The sequence below is a fragment of the Mesorhizobium sp. WSM3868 genome (genome assembly GCF_002294785.1).
Lineage (GTDB): Bacteria > Pseudomonadota > Alphaproteobacteria > Rhizobiales > Rhizobiaceae > Mesorhizobium.
The window spans coordinates 203,343-221,139 of sequence record NZ_NSGB01000002.1 but is presented as its reverse complement, the minus strand read 5'-3'; the positions used below and the strand labels follow the sequence as shown (position 1 = coordinate 221,139).

Below are 17,797 nucleotides of genomic sequence, written 5' to 3'. Positions count from 1 at the left end.
CCAAGGCTGCCGCATCGCCAGTACGTGAAGTCATCTTCTCCAATGCGAGATGAACAACGCAAATCCGGATTTCGATTTGCGGCTTCATGCGATAGCCTTCGCCAAAACAGGGGAGCGGCAATGTCAATTGAACGCGTGCTTTGGGAACAGGATGCGACCGGACTTGCCGAGCTCGTCCACAAGGGGGAAATCTCGCCGCAGGAGCTGGTCGACGCCGCGATCGCCCGCGCCGAGGCGACAAGACCCGACATCAACGCCATAGCGACGCCGCTCTATGACGCCGCCAGGGCGCGGGCGAAGGCGATCGACCGCAAGCAGCCGCTCGCCGGCGTGCCCTTCGCGCTGAAGGATCTCGGCATCGGCATCAAGGGCGTGCCGATCCATGGCGGCAGCCGCATCCCGGCCTTCACGGCCGATTTCAACTCGGTGATGGTCGAGCGCTATCTGGCCGCGGGCCTGATCCCGATCGCTACCAGCACCTCGCCCGAGCATGGGCTGCGGCTGATGACCGAATCGGCCCGCTTCGGCATCACCCGCAACCCCTGGAACACCGGCCACACCACCGGCGGCTCGTCCGGCGGATCGGCGGCGCTGGTGGCGGCCGGCGTGGTGCCGGCGGCGCACGCTTCCGACGGCGGCGGCTCGATCCGGGTGCCTTCGGCCTGCAGCGGCTTGGTCGGGCTCAAGACCTCGCGCGGCCGGGTGCCGCTGACGCCGCTCACCAGCGAGAGCTGGTACGGCATGGTCGTCGACCATGCGGTCAGCCGCTCGGTGCGCGACACAGCCCTCCTGCTCGACCTGACGCACGGCGCCGATCCGCTGTCGCCTTATGCGGCGCGGGAGCCGAAAGGCTCCTTTGCTGCTGCCGCGGCCCGCGATCCAGGCCGACTCAGCCTCGCCGTCTACCGCAAATCGCCGCTCGGCCTGCCGATCTCGGCTGAGACGATCGAAGCGCTGGACACCGCGGTGGCGCTGGCGCGCGAGGGCGGGCACACGGTGGAAGAGATCGACCTGCCTTATATCGGCCGCGACTTCATCGCGAATTTCTGCAAGAGCGTCGCCTCGGCCGTCGCAGGCATGATGCGTGCCGAGGCGAAGCGCGTCGGCCGCCCGGTGTCCGGCGAGGTCGAACGTGCGACGCGCGTGCTCGGCCGCCTCGGCGAAATGCTGTCCGCCGGCGAGGTCTATGACGCCGTGCAGCGGCTCAACGCCACCGCGCGACAGATGATCGAAGACACGGCGCGCTTCGATGCCGTGCTGATGCCGATCATTGCGCACCCGCCGCTCGCCTGCGGCGCGATGGATCCGAAAGGCGCCGACGAGCTCGTCGAGAACCTCCTCGACAAATTGCATCTTACCGGGCTGCTCAGGATCAAATCGTTTTTCGGCCAGCTGATGGACAAGAGCCTGTGGTTCACTCCCTGGCCGGCGATCCACAATGTCAGCGGCCAGCCCTCGATCGCGCTGCCGGTGCATGTCACCTCGGCTGGCCTGCCGCTCGGCATCCAGGCCGCGGGACGGCCAGGCGACGAGGAGACGCTTTTGTCGTTCGCCGCGCAAATGGAGAAGATTTCAGGATGGCTGAAACGCCGCGCACCGCTCAAGGTGCCCGGCTAGGTCTGTTGATACTCAGGTGATGCCGGCCTGCGAATGGCGGTTTTCTGCGCTTCCGTACTTGCGTACCAGAAATACGCTCCGTTCCGGTTCTCGAAATCCGCCATTCTCGACCGGCCTGACCTGAATCTCGACAGACCTTGAAACCCGCCGATTTCGTCATTGTGAGCGCAAAGCCGTTTGCGACCTGCGGCAATTCCCGCTAAGACGCCCGCCATCCTTGCCACCTAGGGAAAAGCACCGATGACGGACATCGCCGCCAACGCCGAAATGCAGGCCGCGCTGCTTTCCAGAGCGCTGCCTTATATGCAGCGCTACGAGAACAAGACGGTGGTGGTGAAGTATGGCGGCCATGCCATGGGCGACAACGAGCTCGGCAAGGCCTTTGCCCGCGACATCGCGCTGCTCAAACAGTCCGGCGTCAACCCGATCGTCGTTCACGGCGGCGGGCCGCAGATCGGCGCCATGCTCAACAAGATGGGCATCGAATCCAAGTTCGAGGGCGGCCTGCGCGTCACCGACCAGAAGACGGTCGAGATCGTCGAGATGGTGCTGGCCGGCTCGATCAACAAGGAAATCGTGGCGCTGATCAACGCCGAAGGCGAATGGGCGATCGGGCTCTGCGGCAAGGACGGCAACATGGTCTTCGCCGAAAAGGCGCGCAAGACCATGATCGATCCGGATTCCAACATCGAGCGGGTGCTGGATCTCGGTTTCGTCGGCGAGCCGGTCGAGGTCGACCGCACGCTGCTCGACCTGTTGGCTCGTTCCGAGATGATCCCGGTGCTGGCGCCGGTGGCGCCCGGCCGCGACGGCCATACCTACAACATCAACGCCGATACTTTTGCCGGCGCCATCGCCGGCGCCTGCCGCGCCTCGCGCCTGCTGTTCCTGACCGACGTGCCGGGCGTGCTCGACAAGAACAAGAAGCTGATCGACGAGCTGACGGTGGCCGAGGCCAAGTCGCTGGTCAAGGACGGCACGATATCGGGCGGCATGATCCCGAAGGTCGAGACCTGCATCGAGGCGATCGAGCGCGGCGTCGAGGGCGTTGTCATCCTCAACGGCAAGACGCCGCATTCGGTGCTGCTCGAGCTGTTCACCGAGCACGGGGCCGGCACGCTGATCGTGCCCTAGCGATTATTTAACCGGCTAGCCTACTGCTTTCCGCGACCCGCTTATCCTCCGCGACGGTCAGGGCCGGCTTTCGCGCCGGGCGCTGAAAGACCATCGATTCCTCGTCGGCGTCCTGCGGCGCGCCCCAGAATTCGGCAAGCGTCGGGCCCGCGGCCACGCGGCGGTCCCGCACCAGAAAACCCCAAACCTCACGGAACCAGACGCGGCGGCCCATCTTGGTGTACCAACGCATCGAATGCCGCTGCTCTGGGTCCGGATGGAAAAGGACCCGCGCCAGCGCTTTCGGCCGTGACTGCACGGCAAGCTCGATCAGCTTGACAGCGGAGAACAGCATCCACGGTTTCAGCCGGGTCATATGCAGCACCTGGTGCTTGTAGTCCCAGAGCCGGACGTCCTTCTGGATCACCCTGCGATCCTTGGCGATGCGGAAGAACGGCGTCCAGCGATGCGGCGTCACATAGAGCGCCTGGATCTGGTCGGGATCATAGGCGATGAGCTGGCGAAAGCCGCGCCAGAGATCGCGAAAACCCTCATCCTCGAAGCCAACGACCCAGGTCGCCATGGACAATATGCCGTGCCGGCGAAGCAGCCGGATCGCCTCGCGGTCGGACTTGGTGCTGCCGCCCTTGCGGATCAGCGACAGTGTGGCCTCGTCGGTGTTCTCCATGCCGAGCAGCCAGCGGATGACGCCGGCCTTGCGATAAAGGTGCAGGATATCGGCATCGCGCACGATATCGTCGGCGCGCGTCGAGCCGACGATCAGCACCGGCACGTTCTCGGCGATCATGGCATCGAGAAAGGCGCGCCAGGCCTTCTTCGAAGAGGTGGGGTTCTCGTCGGCCAGATTGACCAGCTCGACGCCATACTCGCGGTGCAGCCAGGCGATCTCCTTGGCGAAGCTGACCGGGTCGCGATGTCGCCAGCGGGTCCAGAAGCCGCGCTGGCCGCAATAGTTGCACAGATGCGGACAGCCGCGCGAGAACTGCATGACCACGGCCCGCTTGCCGCCCCAATAGCTGTAGCGGCCATGGTCGATCAGCTCCCAGCCGACGCGGCAGGCGTCGAGATCGGCAATCGTCATCGCAGGCGGCGTCGCGAAGGGTCGGCCGCAATCGTCGCGGTAGGCGATGCCGGCGACACCCGACACCGGCCGGCGCCTTTCCAGCGCCTCGACCAGCGCCAGCGCGGTCGCCTCACCCTCGCCGCGCACGATGAAGTCGAAGACGTCCGTTGCGGCGAGCACGTCGCGCCAGTGATAGGTCGGGAAGACGCCGCCATAGAGGATGACCACCCCTAGCGCGCGGGCCTTGATCATTTCCGCGATCCGCAGCGCGGTCGGATGCGCCGAGGTCGAGCCGGAATGGCCGATCAGGACGAAATCCGGATTATCGCTCAGGGCCTCATCGACGAGCGTGGAAAGCGGCATCGGCCCGAACTCCGCGTCGACCAGGCGCACCCGATGGCCGGCATCGAGCAGCGGACCGCCGATCGCCAGCAGGCCCAAAGGCGGCAGGTGATCGTCGGGCACGCGGCTGCCGATGGCCGTATGCGGCGGGTTGACCAGCACGATGTTCATGGCGGACCTCCGTTGTGTCGGTCCGCCGGTCGTATTTGGCGATGTCGAAGCCGCCTTGGCGCGGTTCAGCAGTTTCGATGCAGCTTTCCCACAGATTTGATGGGCACACCCGAAACGTCGCGCAGAGCGGGAGACGGCGTTAGCCCAGTGCATAACAAAAGGTTAAGGACATGCGCGTTGCGCAGCTCGATCGAGCTCTGGTTTTCGGCGCTTCAAACCTTCGGCAGGGAGAGTATTAGCAATACCTAATGCAGTTGACCCTAAACTTTTATTAAAACTCTAGGCATTTATAATTGTCGGTTGGGGGACCACAAGGAAATGCCCATATGGCGCTGAATCCCGATCTGAAAATCGATGAGGCGAGCCTCATCACATCGACGTTGATCAAGAAGCACAAGGCGGCGTCCGCGGAGGCGGTCGACGCCGCCGAGCTCAAGGCGCGGGCGGCCCAGCTCGCCCTGGTGCTGGACCTCGCTCATCAGGCTTTCGCGCGCCAGGAGCCCGCAGGGCAAATCGTCGAGCGCCTGGCGGGTCGACTGCATGAACTGCGCCGGGAGGTCGCTCCGGCTCTTTGGCAGGAACTGATCCCGCTCGCTCAGCAGCACCGCGTGGCGGCCTACCTGAAGCAGGATCCGTTCACGCGCTGGTCCTTCGAAAAGCCGCGCGGCTATTCGGGCGACGCGACGCTGCTGGACATCTACTACAAGCACCCGAGCGCGGACGAGATCGTGGCATCGTCGAGCGAACTCGGCCGCGAGATCTTTGCCTATACGAGCGAAGCGGCAAGCTCGGTGGCGGGGCGCGAGCGCCGCGAGATACTGGCCAAAACGGTCGACGAAACGGCTGCCCGGGTAGAAAACGCCGAGGTGCTGGCAATCGCCTGCGGCCATTTGCGGGAAGCCGAACTCTCAAAGGCACTCGCCGAGAGAAGGTTAAAGCGCTGGATCGGTCTCGACCAGGACCCGGTGAGCGTCGGCACGGTCAACCGCGACCTCGCCGGTACGGCAGTGGAAGCCGTGGACGGATCCGTGCGCGGTCTTTTGCGGCGCGCCTACCCGCTTGGCACATTCGATCTCGTCTATGCGTCCGGGCTGTATGACTACCTGCCGCTTTCGGTCGGCGCACGCCTGCTGCAGCGCGCCATGGAACTGGTCAAGCCGGACGGCGAATTCCTCTTCGCCAATTTCAGCGACGAGATCACGACCGACGGGTACATGGAGACGTTCATGGACTGGCCGCTCATCCTGCGGTCGGCCGGCGACATGTGGGACATCATCAATGCCGCGGTGGACAAGAACCGCGTCGAAGCCGAGGTCTATTACGGATCGAATAGGAACATCGTCTACGGCAAGATCCGCAAACGCGTGGATTTCGCGGCGCCCGCCATGGAGCGGTAGCGGAGCCGCTTCACATTCCGATTTCAAGTCGGGCCGTGCAGCGGCCCGGCTTCTGATGCAGCGCGCGGCGTCCTCGTTTCGCCGAGATGGCGCCGCCCTACATTCCTGCCGCACTGCTTTGAGTTAAGCGACGAGGTCCTGCCTGGCCTGCATGATCTCTTCGATCGGGACGGGACGTCCGGTCAGGAAGCCCTGGATCGACTGGATGCCCATGTGCTGCAGCAAATTCTGCTGCTCTTTCGTCTCGACACCCTCGACAAGGACCGTATGGCCCAGATTGCGCAGCAGTCTGACCATGTCCTGCAACAGGCTCAGGCCTCGAACCGTCTGGCAATCGTGCAAGAAACTCCGATCGATCTTGACGACGTCGAACTTGAAACGACGGAGCCAGGCCAGACCTGCAAATCCGGTTCCGAAATCATCGAGCCAGATCTGAACGCCCAGGTTTCGAAGCTGCTCGATACTTCTGGCGGCCTGCGCCTCCAGGGATATATCGCTGCCTTCAGTGACCTCGAGCGCCAGCCTCTGGGGCGCCATGCCATGCCGACCAAGGATCTCGGTGACGTGAAGCGGGAAATTCGGAGCCTTGAGCTGGACGACCGAGACGTTCACGGACACGACCGATCCCAATCCGTGCTCGACCATGTCGCCGCAAGCCCGATCGATCACCCACATCCCGAGTTCCTCGATCCCGCCGGTCTGCTCGGCGACAGGTATGAACACGGACGGGCTGATCACGCTGCCGTCGAAGTCGCGCAGCCGCATCAACGACTCATGGCCAAGCACCTTGCCGGATATCGCATCGCAGATCGGCTGATAGACGACGGAGACCAGTCCCTCCGAAACGGCTTGCTTGAGCAGTTCCGAAAGATTCTGGCTGGCGCGCTTCTGATCGATGGCCTGCGCATCATAGATGGTGACGGTCGCGCGACCGGAAAACTTGGAGGCGTAAAGCGCGCGATCGGCCTCCTGCAACAAGATCCGAAGCTCTATGCTTTGATCGGCGCGCGTCAACGAGGCGCCAGCGCTGATGGTGACGATGTTGAGTTTATCGTCCCGATCGGGATGGGAGATGTTCAAGTCCTCGACGGCCCGGCAGAATTGATGGGTCACCTCGCGCAGGTGATCCGGTCCGGCGACCTTGCAGAGCACGACGAATTCTTCGCCGCCGTACCGTCCCGCGATGGCGTGATTGGACGCCGCCGTCTCGTCGAAGGCTCGGGCAAGCTCGATCAGGCAGTCGTCGCCGGCCTGATGGCCGAGCCGGTCGTTGAACCGCTTGAAGTAGTCCACGTCCATGAGAATGACGCCTATTTCGTCATTGTCCCTAGCCCATTCCTTGCACAACTCCGCGAATTCCCGGGTGATCGCCCTGCGGTTCTTAAGCCCGGTAAGCGGGTCGGTGTCTGCGATCTCGATGAGCTTTTGACCATTTTCGATGGCGACCTGCTCCTGGATCTGCGCCTGAAGGGCATGCAGGAAGGTTTGGTAGCGCTCCATGCTGAGGCGCCATGACAGATAAAGCGACAAAACAAGGCAATTCACGAAATAGGTTGCAAGCACCAGACGGGTGCCAAGATCGGCTTGAAGCAAGAACAGCGTGGCGCCGAGGAATGCTATTGTCACGGTTGCGGACGACAGCGCCGAGAGCCATAGCCGGAAGTTGAAGAAAAGGTTGGCACCGAGAATGAAAACCGTGCCGAAGATGATGAAATGGGACAGCGCCTCCTGATGCGTCGTTCCGAGCGCCGACAGCAGCCATCCGATCGCGCCCGCCACGATCGCCAGAGCAGCAACGTAGTGCAGAGTGGTGACGGCAAAATCGCGTCGAGCAACAAGTTCGACAAGCACCAGGAAGGTCAATCCCAACGTCAGGCGCGTCAGAATCACACGGTCGGCAATGTCCGGGAAAAGGAACCAGTCGAAGGCCCCGTAGCATATGTAGCTCAACACAGCCGCCGCTATGCCCCAGCGCACGACCTTGCGATTCTGATCCGCGTTCTTCTGCAGCAGCATCGCAAAAAGCGTCGGATCGGCGGATTTCCACGGCGGGCGTGAAATCGCTTCAGTGACCCTCTGAGCCACGTCCTCCGTCAGTTGCATGCAATGCTCCTTTGCGATCATCCTCCGCATGAACGGGTTCGAGCAAGCGAAGTCCGTCAAGTCCTTACGGAAGGACGAAGGCAAGCCTGGTTCATTATAAGACACTAATGTTGCTAACCGCCGGTAAACGGATCATGCGATTGCACCGGCCCAGCGACCCGCTAAGGATTCCATGCAACAATCATGAGTTACCGAATAATGCATGGTCACACTTTCTCCAGATCGCAAGAGAAGACGCACGAAACATTGCGTAAATTTCCAAGGGCGTCTTTTGTTAAGATTCGTGTAACCTTAATTTCAGTTGATATCGGGGAAATCGTCCCGAAGTAGATTCGCCCCGACAACATTGTCGGGCCGTTCTTTACGGAGAACCGTTTCGGGCACGATTACCGCCGCAAATGGCTGAGCGGCACGTGGCCTGGCCCCTTGATGTTCTGCAGCACAAGCTGGGTGTGGACGTCGCGGACGCCGGGCAGCCGCATCAGCCGGTGCATGACGAAAGCATTGAGATCGTCCACCGACGGCACCATCACATGCAGCAGGAAATCGTGGTCGCCGGTCATCGTCCAGCAGGACGAGACCTCGTCCATGCGCTGCACGGCGGCGATAAAACTTTCCGGCGAGCCGTCGCTGTGGCTCACCAGGCGGACCTGGATGAACACCTCGACCGTCAGCCCCAGCGCGCGTCGGCTGAGCACGGCGGCAAAGCCCTTGATGACGCCGGCGCCTTGCAGCGCCTCGAAGCGCCGCGCGCAGGGCGTGGTCGACAGGCCGATCTCCTGCGCGAGTTCCGACACGGCCTTGCGCCCGTCGCGTTGCAGGGTGTCCAGCATTCTTATTTCGAACTCATCCAACTGAGGCATTTTCCCTCCTAAACGTCTAAATTTGAGCGAAGTTTACCTCAAAATCCCTCGCTTGGCTACAAAGAAGGCTGATTTGCCTCACGAGCCGCGGCTACGATGACGCCACCATCCGGGAACCGACGATTTTTTTCAGGAGGAAGAAATGACGATCAGCGTTGCCGACTATGCCCGCGAATGCGCGGCGCAAGGCCTTCGCGGCGACTATTCGGTGTGCCGCGCCGACTTCACAGTGGCTCAGGATTACGACTATTCCGCCGACGAGCAGGCAGTGTGGCGCACGCTCTGCGATCGCCAGACGAAGCTGACGCAGAGGCTGGCGCACCGTTCCTATCTCGACGGCGTCGCGACGCTCGGGCTGCTCGACAAGATTCCGGATTTCGACGCCATCAGCGAGAAATTGCGCAAGCTCACGGGCTGGGAAATCGTGGCGGTGCCCGGGCTGATCCCCGCCGGCCCCTTCTTCGACCATCTCGCCAACCGCCGTTTCCCAGTCACCAACTGGCTGCGGACCAGGCAGGAACTCGACTACATCGTCGAGCCGGACATGTTCCATGACTTCTTCGGCCATGTGCCGATCCTGACGCAGCCGGTGTTCGCCGATTTCATGCAGATGTATGGTGAGAAGGCCGAGGACATGATCGCGCTGGGCGGCGACGAGATGATCACCCGGCTCTACTGGTACAGCGCCGAATACGGCCTCATCCAGGAAGCCGGCCAGCCGGTAAAGGCTTTCGGCGCAGGACTGATGTCGTCTTTCACCGAGCTGCAATTCGCGGTCGAAAGCAAGGACGCCCATCATGTGCCGTTCGACCTGGAGACGGTGATGCGCACCGGCTACGAGATCGACAAGTTCCAGCGCGCCTACTTCGTGCTGCCGTCCTTCGACGCATTGCGCGATGCATTCGCCGGCGACGACCTCGCCGGGATCGTCACGCGGTTCAAGGGTCAGCCGGCGCTCGACCCCGCCACGGTGTAGGTACTGAAACAAATGCGCGGCGCCCAAAACCGTTCGGTGCGGCGTGCTTCGAGGTCCGGCTTTCGCCCAGCCGGCCGTCAGAGCGGCTCGGTGGCCTGAAGGCGGCTGAGCCGCTCTGGGTTTTGCGGAAGCAAGCCGCCAGTGTCCGGTCCCTCGGGCATCAGCCGACCGAAGCCGGCTCGGCCTTGAGCCTCGCCAACTGCTCGCTTTGCAGCTCCAGCGCGGCGTCGATGAAGCGCAGCACGGTCGCCAACTCGGCGTCGCTGAAACCCGCCATCACTTTCTCGCCCTCGCGCGCGATGGCGCCATAGTAGCGCTCCGAAAATTCTCTGGTCAGCTCGGTCGCCTCGATCACCACCTTGCGCCTGTCTTCCAGGCTGCGGGTTCGGGTAACGAGCCCACGCGCCTCAAGGCGGTCGATCAAGGCCGTCACCGCTGCCGGCGTCAGCCCCGTCGCCGCCGCCACGGCGCCGGCCGATTGCGGCCCCGCGTAGAGCAAGCCCAGACAATGCCGCTCGGCCGCGATCAGCCCAAGCCGCTCCCCGACCGCCTCGTCATAGGCTTGCGTCGCGTCCTGCCAGCGCATGACGGCACGGCTGACGGCCGCCGTCATCTCAGCACGATTCATGCTTGACGAATTTAGTTCGATCATCTAACTATCAAGTTGTCTAACATTCAGACTATCGTATCAATATGCGATGCCACCCTTTGCGAAGCAAGGGCAAAGTCGCCGACAGGAGTGAACAATGAGCTTGATTCAACAGCGCCCCCCTCTCTCGCATGAGGACGAGTACAGATACGCCAAGCTGGCCATGGAATGGTATGGCTGGGGCTCGCCCATCGGCCTCGGCATCCTGCTGGTGGCACTTGCCGCCGCGGCCGTGCTGGTGCGGGTCGCCGTTTACGGACTGTAGATCCGACCCCCAAAGGCGCGCCAGGGCGGCGCCGGTTGCCATTGCAGGCGCCGGCGCCGCCCGCCTGTCGGGAGTTCAGACTGTGATCACCTGGCCGAGGTGATCGCCCAGCCGGCAGGCGAGCGCCCGCCGTCTCCTCATTCGTCGGATAATCGCCACCATTGCCGATAGACTCGGCGATGCGCACGCGGCCGAGATTCTTCCGCGCCATGGTCGTGCCGAAGAGCCGCAAGCCTTCCGCGATGCGGACTCCCTAGGCATTCCGTTGCTGGACGGCACACATGCCGCCGCCGAAGCCAATTCCGTGCCAAGTCCAGATGAAAACCGCGTTACAACCTGCGGATCGCCGCGGCTGAATTTGGTAAGGGTGAGGAATTTGCTAACGCCACTCAGGCCTCAGGCGGCTTCCGAAAGGTCGCGATCGAGAACGGACAGGTTGCGGCCGCGATGCTTGGCCTCGTAGAGCCTGCGGTCGGCGGCGCGCATCAGCTCCGACACGGTGGCGCTCTCGCCACAGGTGATGCCGCCGATCGAGACCGTCAACGGCACGGTCCGCTCGTCGACAGGGCGAAAGCGGATCAGCTCGACCTCGCGGCGGATGCGCTCGGCCACGCGCCTTGCTTCCGGTTCGGTGGCGCCAACCAGGAAGGCGGCGAACTCCTCGCCGCCGATTCGGCCGAGCACATCGCCGCTGCGCACGCCGCGCTCGATGGCGCCGGCGATCAGAAGCAGCGCATCGTCGCCGGTCAGGTGACCGTAATTGTCGTTGATGGTCTTGAAGTGGTCGGCATCGATGATCAGCAGGGCGCCGCGATCGGCCTTGCGCCGGGAACCGTCGAGCGCGGCGAAGAAGGTCTCGCGGTTGAGCATGCCGGTCATGTCGTCGCGGCTTGCTTTCTCCGACAGGCGTCTGTGGGCCGCGGCGAGCTGGGCATGCGCGCGGGCAAGCTCGCGATGCGCATTTTTCAGCCGGTCGCTTTGCCAGAAGGTGCCGACGCTAGCGATCCATGCGAGAATCAAAGGGCAAACTGTGGCCGTCAGCCAGACGGTGCGGCTGATCGGAAAGCCCATGGCCGGGACCACAACCAGCGTCAACAAGAGCGAGACAGCGACCGAAGCGAACGCGACGACTGCGGACTTCAAGATTATGCGACTCATCGCTGTCTCCCAACGGACTGCCTCTGTGCCAGCAAGCGCTGAAGGTGACCTTTCCGGGACGATTAAAATTTGAAGCGAGGCGCCATTTTCACGACGCAAGACGCGCGGAAGTTGTGGATAAGCTCCGCGTCCGCATGCCATAAGGAGGCCATGACGACGACACCCGAGCCCGCCCGTTTTGCCCATGTCACGGATTGGGTATTCGACCTCGACAACACGCTCTATCCGCATCACTCGAATCTGTTCGCGCAGATCGACGTGAAGATGACCGCCTATGTCGGCGAGCTGCTGACGCTCTCGCGCGAGGAGGCGCGCAAGCTGCAGAAAGAGCTCTACCTGGAGTACGGCACGACGCTGAACGGGCTGATGGCGCGCCATGGCATCGACCCCGACGACTTTCTCGAGAAGGTGCACGACATCGACTATTCCTGGCTGGTGCCCGATCCGGTGCTCGGTGCCGCGATCCGCCAATTGCCGGGCCGCAAGTTCATTTTCACCAATGGCGACCGCAAGCATGCCGAGCGCGCCGCGCGCCAGCTCGGCGTATTGGATCATTTCGACGACATCTTCGACATCGTCGCGGCGGGTCTCAACCCCAAGCCGGCCCGCCAGACCTATGAGCGGTTCGCCGAGCTGCATTCCGTCACCGGCCACAACGCGGTGATGTTCGAGGACCTGGCGCGCAACCTCTCGGTGCCGAAATCGCTCGGCATGACGACGGTGTTGGTCGTGCCGCGCAATTTCGAGCCGACTTTCTCCGAGATCTGGGAGCGCGACCCGGCGAATGAGGACGACGTGGATTTCGTCACCGACGACCTCGCCGGCTTCCTGACGGCAATCGTCGAGGTCCCGGGCTGACCCAACTCCAGATTGCCGGCGCCGCCGTCAGAACTCGCTGGTCATTGCGGTAACGACGAGCGCGCGCTCAGAGGCTGTAGAAGCGGCGAACGATGTCCCAGGCTTCGTCGGCGGTGTCGACGAAATCGATGATGTCCTGGTCGCCGGGCGAGATCGTGCCTTGCTCGGCAAGGAAGTCGAGGTCGATCGCCCGTTGCCAGAACGCCTTGCCGAACAGGATCACCGGCACGCGCTCCATGCGCCCGGTCTGGATCAGCGTCAGCGTCTCGAAGAATTCGTCCATCGTGCCGAAGCCGCCCGGAAACACGGCTACCGCCTTGGCGCGCATGACGAAATGCATCTTGCGGATGGCGAAATAGTGGAAGTTGAAGCAGAGTTCGGGCGTCACATAGGCGTTCGGCGCCTGCTCGTGCGGCAGCACGATGTTCAAGCCGATCGACGGCGCGCCGACATCGTCGGCGCCGCGATTGCCCGCCTCCATGACTCCCGGTCCGCCGCCGGTGACGACGACGAATTCGCGATAGTAGGACGTGGCCGACTGCTGCGAGCACAGCCGGGCGAACTTGCGCGCCTCTTCGTAATATTTGCTGTTTAGCTCGAGGTTCTTCTTCTGCGTCTCGTTCTTGGCGGCCCAGGCGGCGCCGCCCGGCTCGGGAAGGCGCGCCCCGCCGAACAGGATGACGGTCGAGCGGATGCCGCGTTCGGCAAGGATCATCTCCGGCTTCAAGAGCTCGAGCTGCAGGCGCACCGGACGCAATTCGCGCCGCGTCATGAAGTCGGGATCGTTCCAGGCCAGGCGATAGGTTTCGGCCCGCGTCTGCGGCGTGTCCGGCACGCTTTTCGACCGCTCGAGATCCTCGTCCGAATGGGGCAGCGGCGTCCAGCCCGCCTTTTCCATGGGTGTCATCGAATCCACCGTCCTAATTCCTTTACTTGCGCCGTCCCGTGACGCAGTCGCGATTGACCCCCATTAAGGCTTCACATAGGGTCCGCGCGATTTCAAAACAGGTTAAGGCGCAGGCCTTAACAGCTTTGTAATGGAGCAAATTCATGTCGAAGCCCGATCTGGCGAGCCTCGAAAAGACCATCGAAAAGGCCTTCGAGGAGCGCGATACGATTTCGACCGCGACCCGCGGCGAAACGCGCGACGCCATCCAGTCGGCGCTCGACTTGCTCGACCGCGGCGTGGTTCGCGTCGCCGAGCGGCAGGACGACGGCAAGTGGCTGGTCAACCAGTGGCTGAAGAAGGCGGTGCTGCTCTCCTTCCGGCTGAACCCGATGGAGATCATCAAGGGCGGCCCGGGCCACTCGGTATGGTGGGACAAGGTGCCGTCGAAGTTCGAGGGCTGGGGCGCGGTCGATTTCGAGAAGGCCGGCTTCCGCGCCGTGCCGTCCTCGGTCGTGCGCCGCTCGGCCTATGTTGCCCCGGGCGCGGTGCTGATGCCGTCCTTCGTCAATGTCGGCGCCTATGTCGATACAGGCACCATGGTCGACACCTGGGCTTCGGTCGGTTCTTGCGCCCAGATCGGCAAGAACGTGCATCTCTCCGGCGGCGTCGGCATCGGCGGCGTGCTGGAACCGATGCAGGCCGGTCCGACCATCATCGAGGACAATTGCTTCATCGGCGCGCGCTCCGAGGTGGTCGAAGGCTGCATCGTGCGCGAAGGCTCGGTGCTCGGCATGGGCGTGTTCATCGGCCAGTCGACCAAGATCGTCGACCGCGCCACCGGCGAGGTCTTCTACGGTGAAGTGCCGGCAAATTCGGTGGTCGTCGCCGGCTCGCTGCCGGGCAAGCCGCTGCCAGATGGCGAGCCGGGCCCCAGCCTCTACTGCGCCGTCATCGTCAAGCGCGTCGACGCCAGGACCCGCTCCAAGACGTCGATCAACGAATTGCTGCGCGATTGATCTTTCCCGCGAACAGACGCAGCCTCCGCCGGCGCGACATTCCGTCGCGCTGGTTCAACGGAGGGGCGTCATGGACTGGAAGTATCTGCTGACGAGTTTCGACGGCCGCATCAACCGGGCCAAGTTCTGGGCCGGCATCGGCATATTCATCGTCATCGCCATCATTGCGTTCATTCTCGACTCGATCCTCGGCACACGTTTCACCACCGCCGGCGGCGACCAGATCGGCATCCTCGGCATCCTCGTCGCGCTGGCATCGATCTATTTCGCGATTGCTCTCTATGCCAAACGCTGGCACGACCGTAACAAGTCGGGCTGGTGGACACTGATCGGCCTTATACCCATCATCGGCGGCATCTGGCTGTTCATCGAACTGGGCATGCTCGAAGGCACCAGGGGCGCCAATCAATACGGACCGGACCCGCTTGCCTGAAAAAGCAGACTTCATCTGGCTCTTCTTCAAAACCTCGGGCCGCGTCAGCCGCGCGGCTTATTTTCTCGGCGGATTGCTGGTTGCTATCGTCCAGGCCTTTCCGCTTTATCGCTTCACGCTGGTGCCGGAAGGTTCGGCCGAGAGCAACATGTGGTCGTTCGTCTTCTTCCTCACGTTCCTCGCCTCGTTGTGGTCGAACGTCGTGCTGGCAGTGAAGCGGCTGCACGACCTCGACAAGCCGGGCATCACGGCGCTGGTGCTGTTCGTTCCCGTCGTGTCGATCGTTGCCTTCCTGGTGCTCTGCCTGTTTCCGGGACAGCCCGGATCCAATCGCTACGGCAGCCGCACGAATGCGCCGGCCGACCGCTAGCGCCGGATGATTTTTAGGTCGTTTCGACCTCAAATCTGATCCGGCTCTAAATCACAGAGCTAAGGCGTGATGTAATCGGTCAATGACGATGTCGTCATCCTTGGCGTCAACGAGACCGAGAATTTGAGCAGCTGCAAATATCACGCTGATCGAGGACCGCGGCTGACCTCGTGGGGCGTCAATCCGGGCGGACCGCGCCTGTCCGCTTCCGCCTGACGCACCAGCGCCATGATGCGCTTTGTCACAGGCGCCGGCATGCCGGTCTTTTGCGCGAGCCGCAGGATCGCTCCCTGCAATTCGTCGACCTCGGTCGGCCTGCCGCGCTGGAGATCGTCCCACATCGAGGAGCGCGCCTTGGGGTCGATCGCCAGCAGCCGCCGGGCCAGGATTCCGAACAGCCAGTCCGGAAGCCGCAGCACTTTCGGCAGCAGCCATGGTGGCGGCCCAGCGATGCGCGCCGGCTCGATACGGCAAGCTTTCATTGCAGCCAGGGCCTCGTCGATCTGGTCCGCCAGAATGACGCGCCAGCCGCGGTCCGCCAATTCGGTTGCCAGCGGCAGGTCGGAGAGCGCGACCAGCGCATTGTTGAGGTTCATCAACAGTTTGCTCCACTGCACCGCCTTGATGTCGGCCTGGGTTTCGACCCCAAGTCCTTCGACATTGAGCAGTGCTGCAAGACCGGGCTCAGTATTCTCGATGATGATCATGCCGTCGCTGGCGCGACGGACGCTGAACGGCGTCTCGCCGTCCGGCGATTGCACGACATTGAACGCGACCATACCGGCAAGCACGCGATGCGCGGGAAGCGCTCCACGCAGTTTGTCCGGATTGTCGACGCCATTCTGCAGGCTGATCACAATGGCATCGGGGCGGGCATGAGCCGCAACAAGCGCCGCCATCTCCTCGGTCGCGCCGCTCTTTACGGTGACCAGAACGATATCCGCGTTGCGCAGCGCCAGCGCCGGATCGTCGCTGACCGCCAGCGTCTCAGGCCCGATGCGTCTGTCGCGGCCGTCAAGATCGCTGATCCGCAGCCCGTCCTTGCGCAACGCCTCCACAATGCGGCCGCGGCCAAGGAAGACGACCTTACGCCCGGCGAGCGCCAGGCAGCCGCCGAAATAGCAGCCGATGCTGCCGGCGCCGGCTATCGCGATCGTCTTTCCTTCTTTGGCCATGCGATCATCCCGTCCTGGCCCGCGCGACTATACGACACGACAACCATATTGTCGGCGGCTTGCTCGGCGAACATCTGCCACCGTGACAGGCCTGCCGCTTTCGACTATCGCTTTGCCCATGAAATTGCCGACCGACCCTGCCCAGAACCTTGCCGCCCTGATCCGCTGCCCTTCCGTGACGCCCGCCGAAGGCGGCGCGCTGCAGACCTTGGAAGACATGCTGAAGCCACTCGGCTTCGCCGTAGAGCGGCCGATATTCTCGGAAGATGGCACGCCGAACATCGAAAATCTCTATGCGCGCCGCTCCGGCAACGGCCCACATCTGATGTTTGCCGGCCATACCGACGTGGTGCCGGTCGGCGACGAGGCGGCGTGGACGCATCCGCCCTTTGCCGCCGAGATCGCCAATGGCGAGATGTATGGCCGCGGCGCCGTCGACATGAAAGGCGGCATCGCCTGCTTCATCGCCGCGGTGGCGCGCCACATCGAGAAGAATGGCGGCCCGAAAGGCTCGGTCTCGCTGCTGATCACCGGCGACGAGGAAGGGCCGGCCATCAACGGCACGGTGAAGCTGCTCGACTGGGCTGCCGCCAAGGGCGAGAAATGGGACGCCTCGATCGTCGGCGAGCCGACCAATCCGGATGCGCTTGGCGATATGATCAAGATCGGCCGGCGCGGCTCGCTCTCCGGCAGCGTCATCGTCAATGGCCGTCAGGGCCACGCCGCCTATCCGCAACTTGCCGACAACCCGGTGCGCGGGCTTATGAGCCTTGTCGACGCGCTGCTCCATCCGGTGTTCGACAGGGGAACAAAGGATTTCCAGCCGACCAATCTGGAAGTGACGTCGATCGACGTCGGCAACCCCGCGACCAATGTCATCCCGGCCAAGGCCACCGCCACGTTCAACATCCGCTTCAACGACACTTGGGATGCCGAGACCGTCCAGGCCGAGATCCACAACCGGCTCGACCAGGCGGCGGGCCGCAAGAAATATCGGCCGGGCAAGAAGACCGCCGTCGACTACGAGCTTGTCTGGCGCGACCGGCCGAGCCATGTCTTCCTTACCCGCGACGAAAAGCTGATCGACACGCTGAGCGGTTCCGTGGCCGCGGTGGTCGGCAAGAGGCCTTCGCTCTCCACCTCCGGCGGCACTTCGGATGCGCGTTTCATCAAGGATTTTTGCCCGGTGGTCGAGTTCGGGCTGGTCGGCAAGACCATGCACATGGTCGACGAGCGCGTGGCGGTCGCCGATCTCGAGACGCTGACAGGGATATACGAGCGCTTTATCGAGGACTGGTTCGGACAAGGTCTGACGTGA

Annotated in this window: 17 protein-coding genes; 10 read left to right on the top strand and 7 right to left on the bottom strand. The window is 63.1% G+C overall.

The window, feature by feature from the left end; translation table 11 throughout:
- Positions 1 to 120: 120 nt before the first annotated feature.
- Together CK221_RS04325 and argB are read left to right on the top strand one after the other, a co-directional pair.
- Positions 121 to 1,617, top strand: a complete 1,497-nt coding sequence (locus tag CK221_RS04325; RefSeq protein ID WP_095776846.1) for an amidase — start codon at positions 121 to 123, stop codon at positions 1,615 to 1,617.
- 240 nt (positions 1,618 to 1,857) lie between these two features.
- Positions 1,858 to 2,751 (top strand): acetylglutamate kinase, encoded by an 894-nt coding sequence (gene argB / locus CK221_RS04320; protein ID WP_095776845.1) that lies wholly within the window; start codon positions 1,858 to 1,860, stop codon positions 2,749 to 2,751.
- Positions 2,752 to 2,758: 7 nt separating this feature from the next.
- On the opposite strand, the gene bchE is transcribed toward argB, so the two are convergent.
- The gene (gene bchE / locus CK221_RS04315; protein WP_095776844.1) at positions 2,759 to 4,327 is read right to left on the bottom strand and encodes a magnesium-protoporphyrin IX monomethyl ester anaerobic oxidative cyclase; all 1,569 of its coding nucleotides are present in this window, start codon (positions 4,325 to 4,327) and stop codon (positions 2,759 to 2,761) included.
- Positions 4,328 to 4,653: 326 nt separating this feature from the next.
- Between bchE and CK221_RS04310 the strand changes: the two genes are divergently transcribed.
- Positions 4,654 to 5,724, top strand: coding sequence for a class I SAM-dependent methyltransferase (locus tag CK221_RS04310; RefSeq protein ID WP_095776843.1), 1,071 nt, complete (start codon positions 4,654 to 4,656; stop codon positions 5,722 to 5,724).
- 123 nt (positions 5,725 to 5,847) lie between these two features.
- On the opposite strand, the gene CK221_RS04305 is transcribed toward CK221_RS04310, so the two are convergent.
- The gene (locus tag CK221_RS04305) at positions 5,848 to 7,827 is read right to left on the bottom strand and encodes a GGDEF and EAL domain-containing protein (RefSeq protein ID WP_067003295.1); all 1,980 of its coding nucleotides are present in this window, start codon (positions 7,825 to 7,827) and stop codon (positions 5,848 to 5,850) included.
- Positions 7,828 to 8,213: 386 nt separating this feature from the next.
- A complete protein-coding gene (locus CK221_RS04300) occupies positions 8,214 to 8,690 on the bottom strand; it encodes an Lrp/AsnC family transcriptional regulator (protein WP_095776842.1) in 477 nt (158 codons plus the stop codon).
- A gap of 142 nt (positions 8,691 to 8,832) precedes the next feature.
- On the opposite strand from CK221_RS04300, the gene phhA reads away from it, so the two are divergent.
- Positions 8,833 to 9,666 (top strand): phenylalanine 4-monooxygenase, encoded by an 834-nt coding sequence (gene phhA, locus CK221_RS04295; RefSeq protein WP_095776841.1) that lies wholly within the window; start codon positions 8,833 to 8,835, stop codon positions 9,664 to 9,666.
- Positions 9,667 to 9,826: 160 nt separating this feature from the next.
- On the opposite strand, the gene CK221_RS04290 is transcribed toward phhA, so the two are convergent.
- Positions 9,827 to 10,318, bottom strand: a complete 492-nt coding sequence (locus tag CK221_RS04290) for a MarR family transcriptional regulator (protein ID WP_095776840.1) — start codon at positions 10,316 to 10,318, stop codon at positions 9,827 to 9,829.
- A 94-nt stretch (positions 10,319 to 10,412) separates the two neighbouring features.
- Between CK221_RS04290 and CK221_RS30140 the strand changes: the two genes are divergently transcribed.
- Entirely contained in the window at positions 10,413 to 10,580 is a 168-nt protein-coding gene (locus CK221_RS30140) for a hypothetical protein (RefSeq protein WP_179294449.1), read from the top strand.
- 396 nt (positions 10,581 to 10,976) lie between these two features.
- Here the strand turns inward: CK221_RS30140 and CK221_RS04285 are convergent, their stop codons facing one another.
- A complete protein-coding gene (locus tag CK221_RS04285) occupies positions 10,977 to 11,738 on the bottom strand; it encodes a GGDEF domain-containing protein (RefSeq protein WP_067323795.1) in 762 nt (253 codons plus the stop codon).
- Between the two features lie 150 nt (positions 11,739 to 11,888).
- Between CK221_RS04285 and CK221_RS04280 the strand changes: the two genes are divergently transcribed.
- Positions 11,889 to 12,596, top strand: coding sequence for a pyrimidine 5'-nucleotidase (locus CK221_RS04280; RefSeq protein WP_067003034.1), 708 nt, complete (start codon positions 11,889 to 11,891; stop codon positions 12,594 to 12,596).
- A gap of 67 nt (positions 12,597 to 12,663) precedes the next feature.
- Here the strand turns inward: CK221_RS04280 and CK221_RS04275 are convergent, their stop codons facing one another.
- On the bottom strand, positions 12,664 to 13,503 hold the full coding sequence (locus tag CK221_RS04275; RefSeq protein ID WP_082953833.1) for an LOG family protein: 840 nt from the start codon (positions 13,501 to 13,503) through the stop codon (positions 12,664 to 12,666).
- A 143-nt stretch (positions 13,504 to 13,646) separates the two neighbouring features.
- On the opposite strand from CK221_RS04275, the gene dapD reads away from it, so the two are divergent.
- From dapD to CK221_RS04260, 3 genes are all read left to right on the top strand, one after another.
- Positions 13,647 to 14,501, top strand: a complete 855-nt coding sequence (gene dapD, locus CK221_RS04270) for a 2,3,4,5-tetrahydropyridine-2,6-dicarboxylate N-succinyltransferase (RefSeq protein ID WP_095776839.1) — start codon at positions 13,647 to 13,649, stop codon at positions 14,499 to 14,501.
- 70 nt (positions 14,502 to 14,571) lie between these two features.
- Positions 14,572 to 14,934, top strand: coding sequence for a DUF805 domain-containing protein (locus tag CK221_RS04265; protein WP_095776838.1), 363 nt, complete (start codon positions 14,572 to 14,574; stop codon positions 14,932 to 14,934).
- The gene (locus tag CK221_RS04260; RefSeq protein WP_095776837.1) at positions 14,927 to 15,304 is read left to right on the top strand and encodes a DUF805 domain-containing protein; all 378 of its coding nucleotides are present in this window, start codon (positions 14,927 to 14,929) and stop codon (positions 15,302 to 15,304) included. The genes CK221_RS04265 and CK221_RS04260 overlap by 8 nt, the downstream gene beginning before the upstream one ends.
- 140 nt (positions 15,305 to 15,444) lie before the next feature.
- Here the strand turns inward: CK221_RS04260 and CK221_RS04255 are convergent, their stop codons facing one another.
- Positions 15,445 to 16,479, bottom strand: coding sequence for a 2-dehydropantoate 2-reductase (locus CK221_RS04255; RefSeq protein ID WP_095776836.1), 1,035 nt, complete (start codon positions 16,477 to 16,479; stop codon positions 15,445 to 15,447).
- Between the two features lie 118 nt (positions 16,480 to 16,597).
- On the opposite strand from CK221_RS04255, the gene dapE reads away from it, so the two are divergent.
- Positions 16,598 to 17,797 carry a succinyl-diaminopimelate desuccinylase gene (gene dapE, locus CK221_RS04250; RefSeq protein WP_095777082.1) on the top strand — a complete coding sequence of 400 codons (1,200 nt, stop codon included), beginning with the start codon at positions 16,598 to 16,600 and terminating at the stop codon, positions 17,795 to 17,797.